The sequence below is a fragment of the Chitinophagales bacterium genome (assembly GCA_020635995.1).
Classification (GTDB): domain Bacteria; phylum Bacteroidota; class Bacteroidia; order Chitinophagales; family UBA8649; genus JAFMKE01.
This window is the reverse complement of record JACJYS010000001.1, coordinates 351,280-372,953: the sequence shown is the minus strand read 5'-3', so window position 1 is coordinate 372,953 and position 21,674 is coordinate 351,280. Positions and strand designations below refer to the sequence as shown.

General features: G+C 36.1%; 10 protein-coding genes. 6 read left to right on the top strand and 4 right to left on the bottom strand.

The annotated features are described in order from the left end of the window. Window positions 1-18 precede the first annotated feature (18 nt). Together H6578_01555 and H6578_01550 are read right to left on the bottom strand one after the other, a co-directional pair. Window positions 19-1,314, bottom strand: coding sequence for a tyrosine--tRNA ligase (locus tag H6578_01555; protein MCB9225842.1), 1,296 nt, complete (start codon window positions 1,312-1,314; stop codon window positions 19-21). A 71-nt stretch (window positions 1,315-1,385) separates the two neighbouring features. Beyond that, window positions 1,386-2,249 carry a TraB/GumN family protein gene (locus H6578_01550; protein ID MCB9225841.1) on the bottom strand — a complete coding sequence of 288 codons (864 nt, stop codon included), beginning with the start codon at window positions 2,247-2,249 and terminating at the stop codon, window positions 1,386-1,388. A gap of 97 nt (window positions 2,250-2,346) precedes the next feature. Here H6578_01550 and prfA point away from each other — a divergent pair, with 97 nt between their 5' ends. The 6 genes from prfA to purL all read left to right on the top strand — a co-directional run bounded on the left by prfA (window position 2,347) and on the right by purL (window position 9,420). Beyond that, window positions 2,347-3,426: a peptide chain release factor 1 gene (gene prfA / locus H6578_01545; protein MCB9225840.1), complete on the top strand. Its 1,080-nt coding sequence runs from the start codon at window positions 2,347-2,349 to the stop codon at window positions 3,424-3,426. Between the two features lie 14 nt (window positions 3,427-3,440). Next, window positions 3,441-3,773, top strand: coding sequence for a LapA family protein (locus H6578_01540; GenBank protein MCB9225839.1), 333 nt, complete (start codon window positions 3,441-3,443; stop codon window positions 3,771-3,773). Window positions 3,774-3,778: 5 nt separating this feature from the next. Continuing rightward, window positions 3,779-4,546: a peroxide stress protein YaaA gene (gene yaaA, locus H6578_01535; protein MCB9225838.1), complete on the top strand. Its 768-nt coding sequence runs from the start codon at window positions 3,779-3,781 to the stop codon at window positions 4,544-4,546. Between the two features lie 3 nt (window positions 4,547-4,549). Continuing rightward, complete coding sequence (yidD, locus tag H6578_01530) at window positions 4,550-4,780, top strand: membrane protein insertion efficiency factor YidD (protein MCB9225837.1); 231 nt, start codon at window positions 4,550-4,552, stop codon at window positions 4,778-4,780. Window positions 4,781-5,231: 451 nt separating this feature from the next. Next, entirely contained in the window at window positions 5,232-5,603 is a 372-nt protein-coding gene (gene trxA / locus H6578_01525; GenBank protein MCB9225836.1) for a thioredoxin, read from the top strand. A 157-nt stretch (window positions 5,604-5,760) separates the two neighbouring features. Next, the gene (gene purL / locus H6578_01520) at window positions 5,761-9,420 is read left to right on the top strand and encodes a phosphoribosylformylglycinamidine synthase (protein ID MCB9225835.1); all 3,660 of its coding nucleotides are present in this window, start codon (window positions 5,761-5,763) and stop codon (window positions 9,418-9,420) included. A gap of 1 nt (window position 9,421) precedes the next feature. Here purL and H6578_01515 read toward each other — a convergent pair whose 3' ends face one another. Both H6578_01515 and H6578_01510 read right to left on the bottom strand, forming a co-directional pair. After that, entirely contained in the window at window positions 9,422-10,303 is an 882-nt protein-coding gene (locus tag H6578_01515; protein ID MCB9225834.1) for a S1/P1 Nuclease, read from the bottom strand. Window positions 10,304-10,399: 96 nt separating this feature from the next. Continuing rightward, a complete protein-coding gene (locus tag H6578_01510) occupies window positions 10,400-21,655 on the bottom strand; it encodes a gliding motility-associated C-terminal domain-containing protein (GenBank protein MCB9225833.1) in 11,256 nt (3,751 codons plus the stop codon). Between the last annotated feature and the right edge of the window lie 19 nt (window positions 21,656-21,674).

Below are 21,674 nucleotides of genomic sequence, written 5' to 3'. Positions count from 1 at the left end.
TATTAAAGAAAACGCTGATTAAGATACTTTTACCAAAAAGTAATTCTTTTTACCACGCTGAGCTAATATAAAACCATTTTTAAGCACATCGGCTTGGCTTATGGTTTTTTCATCATTAATCTTCTCTTTATTAATGCTTAAAGAGTTTTCTTTTAAGGCTCGTCTTACTTCGCCATTACTTGGCAAAATTCCTGTTTTTTCTGCTAAAAAATCTACAATAGGAATTTCTTTTTTTAGCTCATCTTTAGCCAAACTAAAAGTAGGCACACCTTCAAAAACTTCAAGCATATCTTTTTCGCTTAGTTTGTTAAGTTCATCTACATTGGGTTTGCCAAACAAAATACCACTTGCAGTAATGGCAGTTTCTAAAGCATCCTTGCCATGTACCATTTCGGTAATACTGGCTGCTAATGCTTTTTGTAAAGTACGTAAATGAGGAGCTTCTTTATGTTCGTTTATTAGTTTTTCTACTTCATTTTGTGTTTTAAACGTAAAGATTTTAATATAGTTTTCGGCATCTTCATCTGTAGCGTTTAGCCAAAACTGATAAAATTTGTACGGAGAAGTTTTGTCGGCATCTAACCAAACATTGCCTCCTTCACTTTTGCCAAATTTACTCCCATCGGCTTTAGTAATTAAAGGGCAAGTAAGAGCAAAAGCTTTGGTTTCCTCATCGTTCATTCTGCGTACCAGCTCAGTGCCTGTAGTTATGTTTCCCCACTGGTCGCTACCGCCCATTTGTAGCACACAATTGTAGGTTTTGTGCAAATGGTAAAAATCGTAACCTTGAATTAATTGGTAAGTAAACTCTGTAAAAGACATACCGCTACCTGCTTCGCCTGTTAAGCGTTTTTTTACGGAATCTTTAGCCATCATGTAGTTAACAGTTATGCGTTTTCCCACATCTCTGGCAAATGCTATGAAAGTAAAATCTTTCATCCAATCGTAATTATTAACTAAAAGCGGAGCATTTTCTTTGCTTGAATCAAAATCTAAAAATCGGGATAATACATTTTTAATTCCTGCCACATTTTTAGCTAATTCTTCTTCATTTAGCAGGTTTCTTTCATCGCTTTTACCGCTGGGATCGCCTATCATACCCGTAGCACCACCTACTAAAGCTATAGGTCGGTGTCCATAATTTTTTAAGTGCATTAATAAAATAATAGGCACAAGGCTTCCTATGTGCAAGCTGTCAGACGTTGGGTCAAAGCCAATATAAGCCGTAGTGCTTTCTTTTGCCAGTTGTTCTTCTGTTCCCGGCATCATATCGTGTATTAAACCTCTCCAGCGTAATTCTTCTACTAAATTCATGTATTACAATTAATTTTTTTTGCAAAAATAAGGATAAAGATTGAGGGAATAAATTTTTAGAGATTCATATATTAAAATTGTACCGCTTCAACACTAAAACCCTCTCCTCTTAGCAAGTTAATAATACCTTGCTCGCCAGCTAAATGAGCAGCACCTACTGCCGTAAATGTAGCTTGCTGTTTCATGGCATTTATCATTCCATTTTTATGAATAATATTCCTTTCTATCATAAAATCATCATTCATAATAGGGTCTGTGCCTGCCATTTCTATAATCATATTTTCAATTTTTTGTAAATCTCCGTTCTTATAAAGTTCTACTATATCATTTGTTTCCTCCTCTTTAGCATCTATATTATTTACTATACTCAGCAAATGATCTTTTTGTTCTGCAATAGGAATATTGCTTAAATATGCCATTTGACTCTCCACACTTTCTAAACTTATTAATGCTAAACCCAAACTATCGGCAAAGTTTTGTAAATAAATATCTAAAAAAGCAGTTCCGCTTGCCGCACCCAATTCATCCGGAATAGAAAGTATAGTAGCAACAATATATGGCGACATTTTTGGAACAAACATTGCCATAATAGCTCCTTTTTTTTCTTCTACAACTAAACTAATTTCTTTTAGCTCTTTTTTAGTGAAAATATTTTGACATTGCTTAGCACTATCTTTTTCAAAAATAAACCCCATCATTTTTATCATATCTTCTTCTTGCAGTATAATTTCGCCTGCATAAGCACTGCACTCGCTTATTTTTTGTAAAACCACACTGTCGTTTTCTAATACTTTATCGTGGTTTAAGTGTATAGTGCCAAATAAGTATGAAGTGTGATAGCCCTCTTTGCTTATTTCCCACAGCAAGCCTTTATCTTGAGCAAAACTGCTAAGGCATACAAGCCATAAAATAATAGTTGTTTTTAATGTTTTCATGTTACACAAAATAAAGGAGCTAATATAAAACTAAAAATAAATAAATGCTGTTAATTTAAGTAAAGCGTAAATTGCAAAAACCGTATATTTGCACGTGATGTTAGATAAGTTAGAACCCATAGTAATTAAGTTTGAAGAAGTAAGGCAAAAAATGTCTGACCCTTCTTTAATGGACGATATAAAAGAGTTTACCCGCTTAAGCAAAGAATATGCCGAGCTTGAAGAAGTAAAAAATATATATGATAAGTACAAAAATGTAATTAGCAATTTAGAAAACACAAAATCAATTTTGGCTAACGAACGCGATGAAGAAATGCGAGAAATGGCTAAAATGGAACTTGATGAGCTAAACGAACAAAAAGAAGCTTTAGAAGAGGAAATAAAAGTAATATTAGTACCCAAAGACCCTGAAGACAGCAAAGATGTAATGTTAGAAATACGTGCGGGTACAGGAGGAGATGAAGCCAGTATTTTTGCTGGAGATTTGTTAAAAATGTATTTAAGCTATTGCGATAATAAGGGCTTTAAAACCGAAATAATAAGCTCAAATGAAGGAACTGCCGGAGGCTATAAAGAAGTGGTAGTTAATGTAAAAGGCACTAATGTATATGGCACTTTAAAATATGAAAGTGGCGTGCACAGGGTACAGCGTGTTCCTAAAACAGAAAGCCAAGGGCGGGTACACACATCGGCTGCATCTGTAGCGGTACTGCCGGAGGTAGATGACGTAGATGTAGAAATAAACCCTGCCGACCTTAAGGTAGATACTTTTAGAGCCAGTGGCGCAGGAGGTCAGCACGTTAATAAAACAGAATCTGCTATACGTATTACGCACGTTCCTACGGGTACAGTGGTAGAGTGTCAAGAAGGGCGTTCGCAGCACAAAAACAGAGAAATAGCTATGCAGTGGTTGCGGTCTAAGTTGTACGAGCAGGCACACGCTGCACAGCATGCCGAATTGGCTCAGCAAAGAAAATCTAAAGTAAGCACAGGCGATAGAAGTGCTAAAATTAGAACGTACAATTATCCACAAGGGCGTGTTACCGACCACCGAATTAATTTAACCCTATACCATTTAGATGCTATAGTGGGTGGAGATTTAGACCAAGTAATAGATAAACTAAAAATAACCGAACAAAGCGAAAAACTTGCCGCCATGGAAGGTCTTTCGTCTTAAAAAAATAAAAAATCATGAAAGAAGTAGTAAACACCGTTAGAGCCGTTTTAATGTTCGCATTATTATTGATAATATTAATATTTTGCTTTCAAAATATGCAGGAAGTAGATATTAAGTTTTTTTCTATGAAAATGCAACAATTGCCATTATTTATAGCATTAATGTTTACGCTAGCAGTAGGTTTATTAATAGGTTTTTTAGCCGGTATGATAAAAGGCACACAAAATAAAAATAAAGCAGTGGCAGATGCTAAAGAGACGGAAAAGCTAAAAGGAATTGAAGAACAAAAAAAGCTTGAAGCACAAATAAGATCCAGCACCAATGCTTCTAATAGCAACCAAAAATAAAAAGCATGATAGCCATACTTTCTCCAGCTAAAAACTTAAATACCGAAAAGCTGAAAAAAGAAATAAAAAACACCAGTCAGCCACAGTTTTTAAGCGAAGCTGAACTTTTAATGCAGCAACTTAAAAAAATGAAAGCCAAAGACATAAGTAAATTTATGCAGCTTAGTCCTAAGTTGGCAGATTTAAACTATGAACGTTTTCAAAACTGGGAGAACACACACACTAACAAAAATGCTAAACCCGCCATTTTAACTTTTAATGGAGATGCCTACACGGGTTTGCAAGCAGATGATTTTACACAGCAGGAATTAGATTACGCCCAAAAACACATTAGAATACTTTCGGGATTATATGGTTTATTAAGTCCTTTAGATATTATTCAGCCTTACCGTTTAGAAATGGGAAAACCACTTAAAACAAAAGGAAATAAGGATTTATATAGTTTTTGGGACAATAAAATAAGTACAGCATTAAATACGGCTATAGCAGAAAGTGGCAGCCCATATTTAGTTAATGTAGCTTCAAATGAGTATTATAAAGCGGTTCAACAGAAAAATATTAACGCCACAGTAATAAATTGCACATTTAAAGAATATAAAAATGGCGAGTATAAATCTATAATGGTTTTTTTGAAAAAAGCCAGAGGATATATGTGTCGTTTTATTGTTAAAAACAAAATAAATAATCCTAAAGACTTATTAGCTTTTGAAATGGACGGCTATGTTTATAATCCTAAGTTGAGTAAAGAAAACGATTTAGTTTTCACACGATAAAAAATGCAAAAATTAAAATACATATTATCACTTCCGTTTATAATAGTTATAAGAGTTTACCAATTAGTAATTTCTCCATGGCTACCACCAAGCTGCAGATATACGCCTACTTGTTCGGCATATTCATTAGAAACTTTTAAGAAATATGGCCCCATTAAAGGCTTGTGGCTAAGCATAAAAAGAATAGGCAGTTGCCACCCGTGGGGCGGTAGCGGCTACGACCCTGTGCCTTGATGTAATTAGATACTCACAAATAATGAAGTTTCAAATATAGTTTTACTGTCTTGCACGTTATCCTGCGAAGGCAGGAATCTTTTACTTGGTTGAGATTGCCACAAAAATTTCTCCTCCGTCATAATTTTCTCGCAAAGACGTGTATCTGTTGGTTCGTCTTGCTGACAGTAGGAAGTATCTCTTTTTGTTCTTGCAAAATAGACTAATAGATAACAGACCAACAAGAACAGAATATTATAGCGAACGTAATGAAATGGAGTCCCGCTATCTCCCACTATCTCGTACTTTATAAAAAAAACGTTGAGATGATGGAACAACCTTTGGCAATCAGGTAATTTTTCATACTTCAAAATTTACGCTACATAATAAAAACAGTTTTTTATTATAGGTGTAACAATTATCACAAAGCATAGCTTAATTAAAGCCGTACCTTTGCATAAAATAAATATTAATGCCTACAATACAATTAACTACAGATAAATTTAAAGAAGACATTTTTGACTACTCTACAGGAGCAACAGAATGGAAATATAAAGGAGATAAACCCGCTATTATAGATTTTTATGCCGACTGGTGTGGCCCGTGCAAAGCTGTAGCTCCCGTTTTAGAAGAGCTAAGCAATGAATATGCCGATGATATAAACATTTACAAAGTAGATACAGAAGTAGAACAAGAACTTTCTGCTGTTTTTGGCATTAGAAGCATTCCGTCTATTTTGTTTATTCCTATGGATAAGCAACCCATGATGCAAGCAGGAGCATTACCCAAAAAAGTATTAGATCAAGTAATTAATAAGGAGCTTTTAGGAAAAGAAAAAGCTTAAGTTTTGTTTTAATTATAATTGTCAGTAATGCCACAAAAATATTTTTGTGGCATTGCTATTTAAAATAACATTGCTTTTTTTGAAATAACAGCTACATTCTCATACCCTAAAACCCAAAAAAAGACCTTACTTTTGGGGTGTCAAAACCTTCAGCTAAATGATTCTCTTTTTTAAAGGTCAATACCAAGATTTTTATGCCGTTCAAACTCAAATAAAGCTATCTGAACAAGATATTGAAAAACTACAATGGCTTTTTGGCGAAGCTACAGCCTTAAATACCACTAATATAGTTGCTGATAAAGGCTATTTTGTTGGGCCAAGAGCTACAATGGTTAGCCCATGGAGCACCAATGCCGTAGAAATAACTCAAAACATGGCAATTAAAGGCATACAAAGAATAGAAAAGTATGATTTAATAACGGACTCGTCTTTTGTTTTTGACCCTATGCTAATGCAAAAATTTACCCAAATAGATCAAAATATTTTTGAGGTAAATATAACAGCAGAACCCATAAAAGATATTGAAGATATTGCTACTTACAACAAACAAGAAGGTTTGGCTTTAAGCAATGAAGAAGTAGCATATTTAGAGCAACTTTCTGAAAAATTGGGCAGAAAATTAACCGATTCTGAAGTGTTTGGTTTTTCTCAAGTAAATTCTGAACATTGCCGCCACAAAATATTTAATGGAACATTTGTTATAGATGGTGTAGAGCAACCTAAATCATTATTCCAAATGATAAAAGAAACCTCAAAACAGCATCCCAATTCTATAGTTTCGGCTTATAAAGATAATGTTGCTTTTGTAGAAGGACCTTCGGTAAAACAATTTGCACCGTTGTGTGCCCATAAAGCAGATTTTTACACAGAAAAAGATTTTGATTCTATTATTTCTCTTAAAGCGGAAACGCACAATTTTCCTACCACGGTAGAACCTTTTAACGGTGCCGCTACAGGAAGTGGAGGAGAAATAAGAGATAGATTAGCAGGCGGAACGGGTTCATTGCCCTTGGCAGGCACGGCTGTGTATATGACTTCTTATTCCAGAACGCAAAAACAACCATGGGAGCAAAAAGTAACAGCAAGAGAATGGTTGTACCAAAGTCCTTTAGATATTTTGATAAAAGCATCAAATGGAGCTTCAGATTTTGGCAACAAATTTGGTCAGCCACTTATAGCAGGTTCCCTGCTTACTTTTGAAAATGAAGAACATAACAGCATTACCGCTTATGATAAAGTAATTATGCTGGCAGGAGGCATTGGCTATGGCAAAAAACAATACGCACAGAAAAAAACGCCTAAAGCAGGAGATAGAATAGTAATACTGGGTGGCGATAATTACAGAATAGGCATGGGTGGTGCTGCGGTTTCATCAGCAGATACGGGTGCTTTTGGTAGCGGTATAGAATTGAATGCCATACAGCGGTCTAACCCTGAAATGCAAAAGCGTGCCGCCAATGCCATACGTGCTATGGTAGAAAGTAATGAAAACACTATAGTTTCTATTCACGACCATGGAGCTGGCGGACATTTAAACTGCCTTTCTGAATTAGTAGAAGATACCGGAGGAATTATTGATTTAGACAAACTTCCTATTGGCGACCCTACGCTTTCTGCTAAAGAAATAATAGGAAATGAAAGCCAAGAACGCATGGGCTTGGTTATTGCCAAAGAAAACTTTAATGAGCTAAAAGAAATAGCAGATAGAGAAAGAGCTCCTATTTATGATGTGGGAGAAGTAACGGACAATCATCGTTTCACTTTTGAATCTTTTACCAAAGGGTTTAAACCAATGGATTTAAGTTTGGCAGACATGTTTGGGAGTTCGCCAAAAACTGTTTTGGAAGATAAAAAACAAGATAAAACTTATACGGAATTAAGTTATTCTGTAGGAGAAATAGAAAAATATATAGAGCAGATTTTACAGTTAGAAGCAGTGGCTTGCAAAGATTGGTTGACCAACAAAGTAGATAGATGCGTAGGCGGCAAAGTGGCAAAACAGCAATGCGTGGGTGCTTTGCAATTGCCATTAAACAATGTGGGCGTTATGGCTCTTGATTTTAAAGGTAAAGAAGGTGTAGCTACTTCTATAGGGCATTCTCCAATTTCTGGACTGATAAACCCACAAGCAGGAAGCAGAAACAGTATAGGCGAAGCTTTAAGCAATTTAGTTTGGGCTTCATTAGAAAGAGGTTTAGATTCTGTTTCATTGTCTGCCAATTGGATGTGGCCATGCAATAATGAAGGAGAAAATGCACGTTTGTATGAAGCTGTTGAGGCTTGTGCTGATTTTGCTATTGAGCTGGGCATTAATATTCCTACAGGCAAAGATTCTTTATCTATGAAACAAAAATATACGGATAGAGAAGTGCTTTCGCCAGGCACGGTTATTATTTCTTCGGTAGGACATTGCAAAGACATAACAAAAGTAGTAGAGCCAGTTTTTCAAGTTACTGAAGATAAAATTTATTATATCAATTTATCTGCTGACAGCTATAAATTGGGCGGTTCTTCTTTCGCACAAATTAGAAGTGGCATAGGCAATGACGCTCCTAATGTAAAAGATGCTAAAACTTTAAAAACAGCTTTTAACACTATACAAAAATTAATTGAGCAAAATTTAATAACGGCAGGGCATGATGTAGGAAGCGGTGGATTAATTACTACTTTATTAGAAATGTGTTTTGCCGAAAATAATTTGGGAGCAAAAATTAATTTAACTTCTTTGGGCGAAAAAGATATTGTTAAAACACTTTTTGCTGAAAATATAGCTATAGTTTTTCAAGCTAAAAAAGAAGTAGAAAAAATATTAACAGCAGCCGGTGTTAATTTTTCTGTAATAGGAGAAGTGGTAAAAAGCAATGTTTTAGAAATTACACATTTTGAAGATGATTTGGTATTAGAAATCTCAAAATTAAGAGATGTTTGGTATAAGCAGTCTTATTTGTTTGATAGAGAGCAAAGTGGCGAAAAAAAGGCTAAGGAACGTTTTGAAAATTATAAAAAGCAAGCTTTAAAATATGTTTTTCCAAAGCAATTTACAGGAGTATTAGAGCAATATAATGGCAAACGCCCCAAAGCGGCTATTATTAGAGAAAAAGGGAGCAACTCTGAAAGAGAAATGGCACATGCTATGTTTTTAGCTGGGTTTGATGTTAAAGATATTCACATGACGGATTTAATTTCGGGTAGAGAAAACTTAGAAGATGTTCAGTTTATTGGAGCTGTGGGCGGTTTTTCAAATTCTGATGTATTGGGAAGTGCTAAAGGCTGGGCCGGTTCTTTTAAATATAACAAAAAAGCAAAACAAGCTTTAGATAATTTCTTTAACAGGGAAGATACTTTGTCTGTGGGTATTTGCAATGGTTGTCAGTTGTTTATAGAATTGGGTTTAATAAATAAAGAGCATACAGAAAAGCCAAAAATGCTCCATAATGATAGCCATAAACATGAAAGTGCTTTTACTTCGGTACAAATTAAAGAGAATAAATCAGTTATGTTAAGCACTTTGGCTGGTAGCACTTTAGGCGTTTGGATAAGTCATGGAGAAGGTAAATTTGCATTGCCAAAACAAGAAAAAGCATATAATATTGTAGCTAAATACGGCTATGAAAATTACCCGGCTAATCCCAATGGTTCAGATTATAACACGGCTATGATGTGCGATAATACAGGACGACATTTAGTAATGATGCCTCACATAGAAAGGTCTATTTTTCAGTGGAACTGGGCAAACTACCCTAAAGGACGAAAAGATGAGGTAAGCCCGTGGTTAGAGGCTTTTGTAAATGCTCGGGAGTGGATATTGAATAGGTAGTTTATTCTATACTGTCTAAACCGGTTTCTGCATGAGGACGGCTTTTTACTTTTCCTGCGTTTTCTATCATTAGTTTATATTCTTCATCTTCCCAGTTGCTTTCCTCTAAGTTGGTAAGATTGGGCATACCTGCTTCTACCCAGCAGGTGTACCATATATCGCCTACGTGTTTTACACTAAGCAATAATTGCTCTTCTACCATTCCGTTCAGTTTTTCATTATAGGCAGAAGAGTATGTGGCTGAAAATGTTTTAACTAAAGTTTCTCCTCTGGGTTCAAAACTATATTTTTGGTCAGAAGGAATTTCTTTATCTAATTGCTTTTCTAATAATAACACTTCGTCTAATTTGCTATGGGCATTAAGAACATTTGCCCAAATAAATTCGTTTTTGTTTTCAATATATTGGCATTTACCTACAAAATAATTGTAGTCTTCATTAAATAATTCGGGTAGTCGGCTTTCCCAAAATCCGTGTATTCCATATTGGTTAGTTAACTGTCCGTTGTAGTTTTCTGTTGTGTGCAAAGGCACATGACTATCGGCTATGTAGTGTCCAATATCTGCTGAATATTTAAGAATTTTCTTTTTGTCTCCTTCTTCAAAAGCTTGTGTTAAGCTTTTCATTTTCCACTCAATAATCCAAGGAACTATACCATAAGTTTTAAGCGTGTCTTCGCTATATTTTTCTACCGCTTGATACCACTTTTTGGGAAAACTATCGCAAGGGTATGTGCAATAATGGTCTAAATCAATGTAATGTCTGGGAGCTTCTCCATCTACGGCATACCTTCTTTTATCGGGGTCAACAGCATGCTCGGTAAGGTATTCAATATTTTCTTTGTAAAAAGTAAACAAATCATCTCTAAGGGTAAAAACTGCCATTCGGTTTATTCTTTTGTGTGCCCAAAACCCCCAAGCAAAACTCTTGAGGGCTATGAGCAAAAATAATATTATGACCGAAATTTGTTTCACATCATTTTATCTAACTAAAGTAACATTTCCTTTAATACTTCCTTTTTCTTGAGATACACTCTTAGTATATTCTACATAATAAGTGTAAACGCCTATTTCTGCATCTCTACCTTTGTATGTGCCATCCCAGCCTTCTCTCCAATTATCGGTATAGTATATTAACTCTCCCCAACGATTGTAAACACTAAATGAGAATGCATCAAAGCCTTCATCGCAACTAGTTACTACTCTAAATATATCATTTGTGCCACTTCCATCTGGGCTAAAGCCTGTTGGAGCTAATACAACACAGTTTCCTATACAGTCTTCCAAAGTAATATTTATTGTGTCGCTCATTAAGCAATTAGTGTAATTCTCTGTGAAATTAACAATATACTCTCCGGAATAATCAGGATAAATACTTCGTCCTATTTCCCCGGTATTCCATTCATAATCATAGCCATTGTAGTCAACACTTACTATATCTATTTCATGCATACAGAAAGTTGTGTCTGGCAATGGATTTTCTACTGCATGTGGTGCAAATACTTCTAAGGTCATACTTGTATTATAAGTATTTCCACATTCGTCAGTCATTTGTGCGGTATATGTGTTTTGATGTAAAGAAGTGTCTAAATTAAAACTTAGCTCTCCTGTGTTTGCTCCAACATAATCAGCATTCCCAACTAAACTAACATCTCCACTTCCATTATTTACAAACCATTCTATGCTTACCATATTCTGCGGATTTACATTTAAGGTTTGAGAGAATCCAGAACATACTGACACATCTTGTAATGTATCGTATCTTCCTAAATAATTAACAGTCAATTCGGTTGTTATTGTGCTATCGCAACCAGTTCCTACTCTTGGAATTGTAGTGGTATAAGTTCCTGCGGTATTTACTTGTGTTCCATCTGGCAAAGTATGGAACTCATCTTCACAAATAGTATATGATACTGTTGTTTGGGCTGTTTCTAACCCGACAATATTTATGGTATCTGTATTCATACAGTTATTTGCATCTATTCCTGTTAATACATATTGGGTTGTTCCAACAGCAGGATAGAAAGGAATACCTGTTTGTACAGTACTGTTATTCCAACTGTACTGCGTAGCTCCGCTTGCGTTTAATGTTACTTGATTATTTTCACAAACACTATCATTAGGTGTAGCTGTAGCTAATACATTAGGTAAAGGATTTACGGTTAATTGAATTTCATACCAAACACTATCGCAACCACTACTGGTATAACGAAGCGTATCATAATAAGTGTTTTGAGTGGTGTAATCAGTTCCATTAAAACTAAAGGTGTCTCCTTCACAAATACTTGTCGGTATGGTTATTAATTCTACGCTGTCCACATCTACAAATATTACATAATGAACGCTATCACAAGCATAATATGAATAATCTGTACTATCGTAATACACGCCTTCAGTGGTATAACTGTTGCCATTAAATATATAGCTGTCTCCTTCACATATTGTTTGTCTTATGGTGTCTGTTACAAAATCTAATCTTTGTAAGTTAAGCGTATAATGTATGCTATCACACCCACTTGCCGTGTGGTATAAGGTATCGTAATAGGTGCCGGATTGCGTATAATTTATGCCATTTAAGGTGTAAATATCGCCTTCACAAATTGTATCGTTTAATGTAATTGGTTCTATACTGTCAATATGTAGATTAATATTAAACTGGACAGAATCGCAACCCGAAGCGGTATAGCGAGCTGTGTCTTGATAAAAGCCGTTAATAGTATAAGTTGTGCCGTTTACCGTTAAGCTTTGTCCTTGACAAATAGTTGTGTCTATATTTTCTACTGTAAAACTATCTATATGTAGATTTATATTGTACTGAATAGAATCGCAACCGCTTACTACGTATCTCGCTGTGTCTTGATAGAAACCATTTGCATTATAAGTTACACCATTTACGGTTAAACTTTGACTTTGACAAATAGTAGTATCAATATTTTCTACGGTAAAGCTGTCAATGTGTAGATTAATATTATACTGTATGGAATCACAACCGCTTACTACGTATCTCGCTGTGTCTTGATAGAAGCCGTTGGCGGTATAAGTTGTACCGTTTACGGTTAAGCTTTGTCCTTGACAAATGGTAGTATCTATATTTTCTACGGTAAAACTGTCAATATGTAAATTGATATTGTATTGTATTGAATCACAGCCACTTACTACATAGCGTGCCGTATCTTGATAGAAGCCATTAGCATTATAAGTAGTACCGTTTACCGTTAAACTTTGTCCTTGACATATTGTTGTGTCTATATTCTCAACTGTAAAGCTATCAATATGTAAATTGATATTATACTGAATAGAATCGCAACCGCTTATTACGTATCTCGCTGTATCTTGATAGAAACCATTGGTAGTATAAGTTGTGCCGTTTACCGTTAAACTTTGTCCTTGGCAAATGGTGGTGTCTATATTTTCTACAGTGAAACTATCTATATGTAAGTTAATATTGTATTGTATGGAATCACAGTTAGAAACAGCGTATCGTGCCGTGTCTTGATAGAAGCCATTGGCATTATAAGTTGTACCGTTTACGGTTAAACTTTGTCCTTGACAAATGGTAGTATCTATATTTTCTACTGTAAAACTGTCAATATGTAAATTGATATTGTACTGTATAGAATCACAACCGCTTATTACGTATCTCGCTGTATCTTGATAGAAACCATTTGTTGTATATGTTGTGCCGTTTACCGTCAAACTTTGTCCTTGGCAAATTGTTGTATCTATATTTTCTACGGTGAAGCTATCTATATGTAGGTTAATATTGTATTGTATAGAATCACAGCCACTTACTACATATCTAGCTGTATCTTGATAGAAACCATTAACGTTATAAGTAGTACCGTTTACGATTAAAGTTTGCCCTTGACAAATGGTGGCATCTATATTTTCTACGATAAAGCTATCTATATGTAGATTTATATTGTATTGTATAGAATCGCAACCACTTATTACGTATCTCGCTGTATCTTGATAGAAACCATTAGCAGTATATGTTGTGCCATTTACCGTTAAACTTTGTCCCTGACATATTGTTGTGTCTATATTCTCTACTATAAAGCTATCAATATGTAAATTGATATTATACTGAATAGAATCACAACCGCTTACTACGTATCTCGCTGTGTCTTGATAGAAGCCGTTGGCGGTATAAGTTGTACCGTTTACGGTTAAGCTTTGTCCTTGACAAATTGTAGTATCTATATTTTCTACTGTAAAACTATCAATATGTAGATTAATATTATACTGTATAGAATCACAACCGCTTACTATGTATCTCGCTGTATCTTGATAGAAACCGTTGGCATTATAAGTTACACCATTTACGGTTAAGCTTTGTCCCTGACATATAGTTGTGTCTATATTTTCTACTGTGAAACTGTCAATGTGCAAGTTGATATTATACTGAATAGAATCACAGTCACTTACTACGTATCTCGCTGTATCTTGATAGAAGCCATTTGTTGTATATGTTGTGCCGTTTACCGTCAAACTTTGTCCTTGGCAAATTGTTGTATCTATATTTTCTACTATAAAGCTGTCTATATGTAGATTGATATTATACTGTATTGAATCACAGTTAGAAACAGTGTATCGTGCCGTGTCTTGATAGAAGCCATTGGCAGTATAAGTTACACCGTTTACGGTTATACTTTGTCCTTGACAAATAGTAGTATCAATATTCTCAACAGTAAAACTGTCAATATGCAAGTTGATATTGTATTGTATAGAATCACAACCGCTTACTACGTATCTCGTTGTGTCTTGATAGAAACCGTTTGCTGTATAGCTTGTCCCGTTTACTGTTAAAGTTTGTCCTTGACAAATGGTTGTATCTATATTCTCTACAATAAAGCTGTCAATGTGTAGATTGATATTGTATTGTATAGAATCACAACCGCTTACTACGTATCTCGCTGTATCTTGATAGAAACCATTAGCAGTATAAGTTACACCATTTACGGTTAATGTTTGTCCTTGACAAATGGTGGTGTCTATATTCTCTACTATAAAGCTATCAATATGTAAGTTGATATTATACTGTATAGAATCACAGCCACTTACTACATAACGTGCCGTGTCTTGATAGAAGCCATTAGCAGTATAAGTTACACCATTTACGGTTAATGTTTGTCCTTGACAAATGGTAGTATCTATATTTTCTACTGTAAAACTGTCAATATGTAAATTGATATTGTACTGTATAGAATCACAACCGCTTATTACGTATCTCGCTGTATCTTGATAGAAACCATTTGCGGTATATGTTGTGCCATTTACCGTTAAACTTTGTCCTTGGCAGATTGTGGTGTCTATATTCTCTACTATAAAGCTATCAATATGTAAATTGATATTATACTGTATAGAATCACAGTTAGAAACAGTGTATCGTGCTGTGTCTTGATAGAAACCGTTGGCGGTATATGTTGTGCCGTTTACTGTTAAAGTTTGCCCTTGACAAATGGTGGTATCTATATTTTCTACGATAAAGCTATCTATATGTAGATTTATATTGTATTGTATAGAATCGCAACCACTTATTACGTATCTCGCTGTATCTTGATAGAAACCATTAGCAGTATATGTTGTGCCATTTACCGTTAAACTTTGTCCCTGACATATTGTTGTGTCTATATTCTCTACTATAAAGCTATCAATATGTAAATTGATATTATACTGTATAGAATCACAACCGCTTACTACGTATCTCGCTGTGTCTTGATAGAAGCCGTTGGCGGTATAAGTTGTACCGTTTACGGTTAAGCTTTGTCCTTGACAAATTGTAGTATCTATATTTTCTACTGTAAAACTATCAATATGTAGATTAATATTATACTGTATAGAATCACAACCGCTTACTATGTATCTCGCTGTATCTTGATAGAAACCGTTGGCATTATAAGTTACACCATTTACGGTTAAGCTTTGTCCCTGACATATAGTTGTGTCTATATTTTCTACTGTGAAACTGTCAATGTGCAAGTTGATATTATACTGAATAGAATCACAGTCACTTACTACGTATCTCGCTGTATCTTGATAGAAGCCATTTGTTGTATATGTTGTGCCGTTTACCGTCAAACTTTGTCCTTGGCAAATTGTTGTATCTATATTTTCTACTATAAAGCTGTCTATATGTAGATTGATATTATACTGTATTGAATCACAGTTAGAAACAGTGTATCGTGCCGTGTCTTGATAGAAGCCATTGGCAGTATAAGTTACACCGTTTACGGTTATACTTTGTCCTTGACAAATAGTAGTATCAATATTCTCAACAGTAAAACTGTCAATATGCAAGTTGATATTGTATTGTATAGAATCACAACCGCTTACTACGTATCTCGTTGTGTCTTGATAGAAACCGTTTGCTGTATAGCTTGTCCCGTTTACTGTTAAAGTTTGTCCTTGACAAATGGTTGTATCTATATTCTCTACAATAAAGCTGTCAATGTGTAGATTGATATTGTATTGTATAGAATCACAACCGCTTACTACGTATCTCGCTGTATCTTGATAGAAACCATTAGCAGTATAAGTTACACCATTTACGGTTAATGTTTGTCCTTGACAAATGGTGGTGTCTATATTCTCTACTATAAAGCTATCAATATGTAAGTTGATATTATACTGTATAGAATCACAGCCACTTACTACATAACGTGCCGTGTCTTGATAGAAGCCATTAGCAGTATAAGTTACACCATTTACGGTTAATGTTTGTCCTTGACAAATGGTAGTATCTATATTTTCTACTGTAAAACTGTCAATATGTAAATTGATATTGTACTGTATAGAATCACAACCGCTTATTACGTATCTCGCTGTATCTTGATAGAAACCATTTGCGGTATATGTTGTGCCATTTACCGTTAAACTTTGTCCTTGGCAGATTGTGGTGTCTATATTCTCTACTATAAAGCTATCAATATGTAAATTGATATTATACTGTATAGAATCACAGTTAGAAACAGTGTATCGTGCTGTGTCTTGATAGAAACCGTTGGCGGTATATGTTGTGCCGTTTACTGTTAAACTTTGCCCTTGGCATATTGTTGTATCTATATTTTCTATTGTGAAACTGTCAATGTGTAAGTTGATATTGTACTGTATAGAATCACAACCACTTACTACGTATCTTGCGGTGTCTTGATAGAAACCGTTTGCTGTATAGCTTGTCCCGTTTACTGTTAAAGTTTGTCCTTGACAAATGGTTGTATCTATATTCTCTACAATAAAGCTGTCAATGTGTAGATTGATATTGTATTGTATAGAATCACAACCGCTTACTACGTATCTCGCTGTATCTTGATAGAAACCATTGGCAGTATAAGTTGTGCCATTTACGGTTAAACTTTGTCCTTGACAGATTGTGGTGTCTATATTTTCTACGGTAAAACTATCTATATGTAGATTTATATTGTACTGTATGGAATCGCAACCGCTTGCTACATATCTCGCTGTGTCTTGATAGAATCCATTGGCAGTATAAGTTGTGCCATTTACGGTTAAACTTTGTCCTTGGCATATTGTTGTGTCTATATTTTCTACTGTAAAACTATCAATGTGTAGGTTGATATTGTATTGTATAGAATCACAACCGCTTGCTACATAACGTGCCGTATCTTGATAGAAACCATTTGCAGTATAAGTTGTGCCGTTTACCGTCAAACTTTGTCCTTGGCAGATTGTGGTATCTATATTCTCTACGGTAAAGCTATCAATATGTAAATTGATATTATACTGTATGGAATCGCAACCGCTTACTAAGTATCTCGCTGTGTCTTGATAGAAGCCGTTGGCGGTATATGTCGTACCGTTTACCGTTAAACTTTGTCCTTGACAAATTGTTGTGTCTATATTTTCTACAGTGAAACTATCTATATGTAGATTGATATTATACTGTATAGAATCACAACCACTTATTACGTATCTCGCTGTGTCTTGATAGAAGCCATTGGCATTATAAGTTGTACCGTTTACGGTTAAACTTTGTCCTTGGCAGATTGTGGTATCTATATTCTCTACGGTATATTCATCAACAGTTATATTTACCGTAATAGTGCTATCGCAACCACTTCCATTTGTAATAGTAACAATTACATTTGTATCATTAACTAAAGTTAAATTAGAGCCATCGGGTAAAGTTAAATTAGTATTGTAACAAACTGTTGTATCTATCGTGCCATATAAAGAATCAACATGGAGATCCACTAAAAGAGAATCTATACAACCATTATCATCTTCTACAAATAGATATAGACTATCGGCAGGCATATTTGTTCCAATAACTTCATCATTAATTACGGTAACTGCCATTCCATTTGACCAAGAATAGGTGAACGGTCTTGTTCCTCCGTCAGCTCTTATTTCTACATATCCATCATTATTTTCATGGCAGGTAGGCATCAATAAACTATCAATTACAATATTTATTGGATTAGGTTCTGTTATTATTACAGAATCATAAAAAGTACAGCCGTTATCGTCAGTAACCAAAATAGTATATGTTCCTGCCGTTAAATTATAAGCCGTATCTGACAAATTATTTGTTGGACTTGTGGGAGCTAAATGAGACCAATCGTAGGTATAAGGAGATGTTCCTCCAGTAATACTTATTGCCGCTGTGCCCAATCCAACACCATAGCATAGTATATCTTCTTGGTACATAGAACCATTAATTGCTGTAGGTGCAGGAGAAACGGTAACATCTATAGAGTCTTGACAACCTAAGGTAAGGTCTGTTACTAAAACTTGATATGTTCCGGCATATAAATTAGTAATAGATGATGTGGTTTGTCCATTACTCCATAAATAAGAATAACTACCGCTACCACCACTTACATTTACACTTGCTGTTCCGTCCTGATTACAAATAACATTTGAAGAACTTGGGGTAAGCACCAAATCTACAACTGTAATAGTTACATCATCAACATCTGTACAAATACCTGTAGAATCTGCTAAAGTAACGGTATATGTTGTAGTGGTTGTAGGTAATGCTACCACACTATATTGATTAGTATTATTTAATCCCGTACTTGGATACCACGATATACTTCCATTAGTTACCCCTCCTGTTACTGTTAATGGAACGCCCGTATTGTCTCCTAAGCAAATTGTTTCATCAGAAGGCATAACAGCATTTGGCTGTTCTTCTACATATAAGTCTAAAGTTGTAGTAATACTTGCTCCACAGCAATTGGTTACATAGTACAATTCTATTGTATAAACACCAGGAGTGTTAAATGTTCCGGACACACTTGAAAAACTCGTTCCGGTATAAGTGTTTGGAGAAGCTCCACCACCTAAATTCCAATTGTAAATATAGCCTGTTCCACCATTTGTGGCGGTAAAAATAACTGAAGACCCTGCACAAACTCTATATTGCCCTTGTACAAAAGGAGCAGATGTAGTAAAAGTAGGTCCTACTTGAGAGTCTAAAATAATATTTGCAAAACCTACATAACTATTTGAGGCGTAGGTAATATTTTTTCTACCTAAAGTGCTATATTGAGTATTAATACTTGCTCCCGTAGCTGTTGTAGGACTACTTCCTGCACCAAAATTCCAATTATTGCTACTTCCTGCTGAAAAACCAATGTTGGTAGCTGTACAAGAAATATCGTCCATTTGTATGGTAGGTTGGGCTGGAAGATTGAAAATTGGAGGATTATTATTGCCAGCAGATAAAGAGGAAGACGAGAAGTTATTTATAATTGTAGGAGTTGTTCCATTTAAGCGAAAGCCTACCGCTACTCCGGCAGAACCGTTTCCACCATTTCCACCGTTTCCACCAGCGGATCCATTTCCGCCTCTTCCACCTCTATTTACTCTCCCACAACCACTACAGGAATTTTGTTGTGCACCACCAGCACCACCAGCACCACCATTTCCTCCATTTCCTCCATTTCCTGCTGCACCAGCAGTTCCAGCCGACAATCTTGAATCTACAATTTGAGCACCACCACCATTAGATACTGTATATATAGAAAAAGATGCACCGCCTCCTGTACCAAAGCTACCAGCCCCTCCGCCTCCGCCTCCGCCTCCGCCTCCAGAGCCTCCATTTCCACTGGCATTACATCCATCAGTGTTTTCACCTCCACCTCCACCTCCGCCTCCGCCTCTTCCACCTTGTCCAGCAGTTCCATTTGTACCATTAGCAGGAGTAAAAAATGCCCCATAAGTGGCTGTACCATTAGTACCATTTGCCCCAGCAGCTCCTACTATATTACAATTTGATCCCGCACCACCTACAGTTGTGCTAGAAGAATTAGCACCACGAGCACCCCCTGCAGCACAAGAAGTTCCTGTTCCTGCCTGTGCATTTGTACTACAATCATTGGCGCCATTTCCGCCTCTTCCACCTGCTCCTCCATTAGTGCCTCCTGGGGCACCTCCACCTCCAGCTCCAGCGACTCCCCCACCTCCACCTCCGCCTCCGCCTCCACCAGAATCACAACCCCCATTACATCTATCTCTACCCGCACCACCATATCCACCAGTATTTCCTGCACTACCTGCACTACCATTAACTCCAGGATTTCCATTCCCTCCATTCCCCGATAAAACCTGTGTCCTTACAATTTCATAATTGCTACAGTTTGTTAGGTGAATACCATAAGTGGACATGCCTGATTGATTGGCATTAGCAGTAGTTATCGTTAAATCTTGTAGTCTAAATCCATCTGCACTATTGGCATAAAATGCTACTAATCTTCGTGCATTTGCGGCACCTTCCGGGTTGGCGGTAGTTCTGTTAATAGTTGTAGCACCAGCCAAACTTGTTTTATCCCAAGCACTGCCTTGCTGAAATCCGCCTTCTAAAGTTATATAACTTGGAATAGTTAGTGCATTATTTATATTATATGTTCCTGTTGCCATTTTTACTACAGCTCCGTTACAAGCACCACGCACTAATGCTTCTGCTAAAGATGTGGGATTTGCTTGAGTACCTGCCGCGGCTGCACTTCCTGTAGTAGATACATAAATTACATTACAAACTTGAGTGGTAGGTGGAGCTATTGAAACCGTTACTGTATCTCTATCGGTACATCCTGTAGATGGGCTGGTTACTTGAACTACATAATTGTATGTGCCTGGAGTACCAGGTGCTGTAATAACTATTGAAGAATTTGCTCCTGAAACTGTTCCAGACCCTAAAGATCCTCCAGAATGATTGAACCATTGAAAATTTAATCCGGTACTTGAAGCTGTTGCAGAAAGCATTGCGGATCCTCCTGCACAAGTATTAATATTTTGAGGGCTGGCTATTACATCTACCGCGTCATATTCTATATGTACATCATCTTCTACATTTATTTGCAAACCATCGCATCTTGTATAGGTTGTTCTAGCAGTATATGTTGCACCACCTGCTGGAGGACATACATTTAATGTTGCTCCTGTGCCTATTGGTGTTGCTCCTTGAAACCATTGTATAGGACTATAAATAGGAGCACCGTCTGGTACAAACTGCCATGCTTCGGGAGTTGTCAATGTCCATGGCCCTGTGTTTCTTCCCGGTGGTGTGTACCCAGCTGTTCCAGCAGCATTTTGAATGCCTATCACGGTATTACCACTATTCCAACTATTACAAGTGGGTTTAGTATCCACATATACTTCTATTATATTAGTAGTTTCATAAAGTACCATCATGTGGTTGGTACGAAGACTTGTACAACTATAATAACCTAAGTTTTGATATACCACAATGAAAGTTCTACACGGAGCTTGCCCTGTTAAGTACCATCTTACTGAACCAGAAACAGAAGGATCAATATCGTGATAAGGACCAAAGATATTTCCTGCACTTGTTAAAGCCGTAGAAGGTACTGAGGCTGAAAAAGGCCAAGGATGATAACCGCCTGCACTTGCAGTATTAAAACCAATAGCTCCATTAGAGCCTATAATGGCAGAAGTGTATGTTTGCCCAAAGAAACAAAAAGGGAAAGGTAAATTAATTACATTACTCCATACATCATCTGTATTTACAGAAACACCAGTACCGCCTGGGGCATTATAAGCAATAGGTGGAGTGTATGGGATTGAACCCACCGTATATGTGTTTGTTTCTCCTACCTCAAAAACTTGAGCACTTATATCGGTACACGTTTGTGTACATGGTAAAACTAAGTCTGGACTTGCTGTAATTTCCGGACAGCCAGTACCTTGACTATATAAAAAAGTATTAAAAAACAATAAAAATATGCCTGCAAAGTAGAGTTTTTTCATGTGTTTGTGTTTTACCAAA

Coding starts and splice junctions, on each gene's coding strand:
- H6578_01555 (MCB9225842.1), bottom strand. CDS start 1,314: ATGAATTTAGTAGAAGAATTACGCTGGAGAGGTTTAATACACGATATG.
- H6578_01550 (MCB9225841.1), bottom strand. CDS start 2,249: ATGAAAACATTAAAAACAACTATTATTTTATGGCTTGTATGCCTTAGC.
- prfA (MCB9225840.1), top strand. CDS start 2,347: ATGTTAGATAAGTTAGAACCCATAGTAATTAAGTTTGAAGAAGTAAGG.
- H6578_01540 (MCB9225839.1), top strand. CDS start 3,441: ATGAAAGAAGTAGTAAACACCGTTAGAGCCGTTTTAATGTTCGCATTA.
- yaaA (MCB9225838.1), top strand. CDS start 3,779: ATGATAGCCATACTTTCTCCAGCTAAAAACTTAAATACCGAAAAGCTG.
- yidD (MCB9225837.1), top strand. CDS start 4,550: ATGCAAAAATTAAAATACATATTATCACTTCCGTTTATAATAGTTATA.
- trxA (MCB9225836.1), top strand. CDS start 5,232: ATGCCTACAATACAATTAACTACAGATAAATTTAAAGAAGACATTTTT.
- purL (MCB9225835.1), top strand. CDS start 5,761: ATGATTCTCTTTTTTAAAGGTCAATACCAAGATTTTTATGCCGTTCAA.
- H6578_01515 (MCB9225834.1), bottom strand. CDS start 10,303: ATGGCAGTTTTTACCCTTAGAGATGATTTGTTTACTTTTTACAAAGAA.
- H6578_01510 (MCB9225833.1), bottom strand. CDS start 21,655: ATGAAAAAACTCTACTTTGCAGGCATATTTTTATTGTTTTTTAATACT.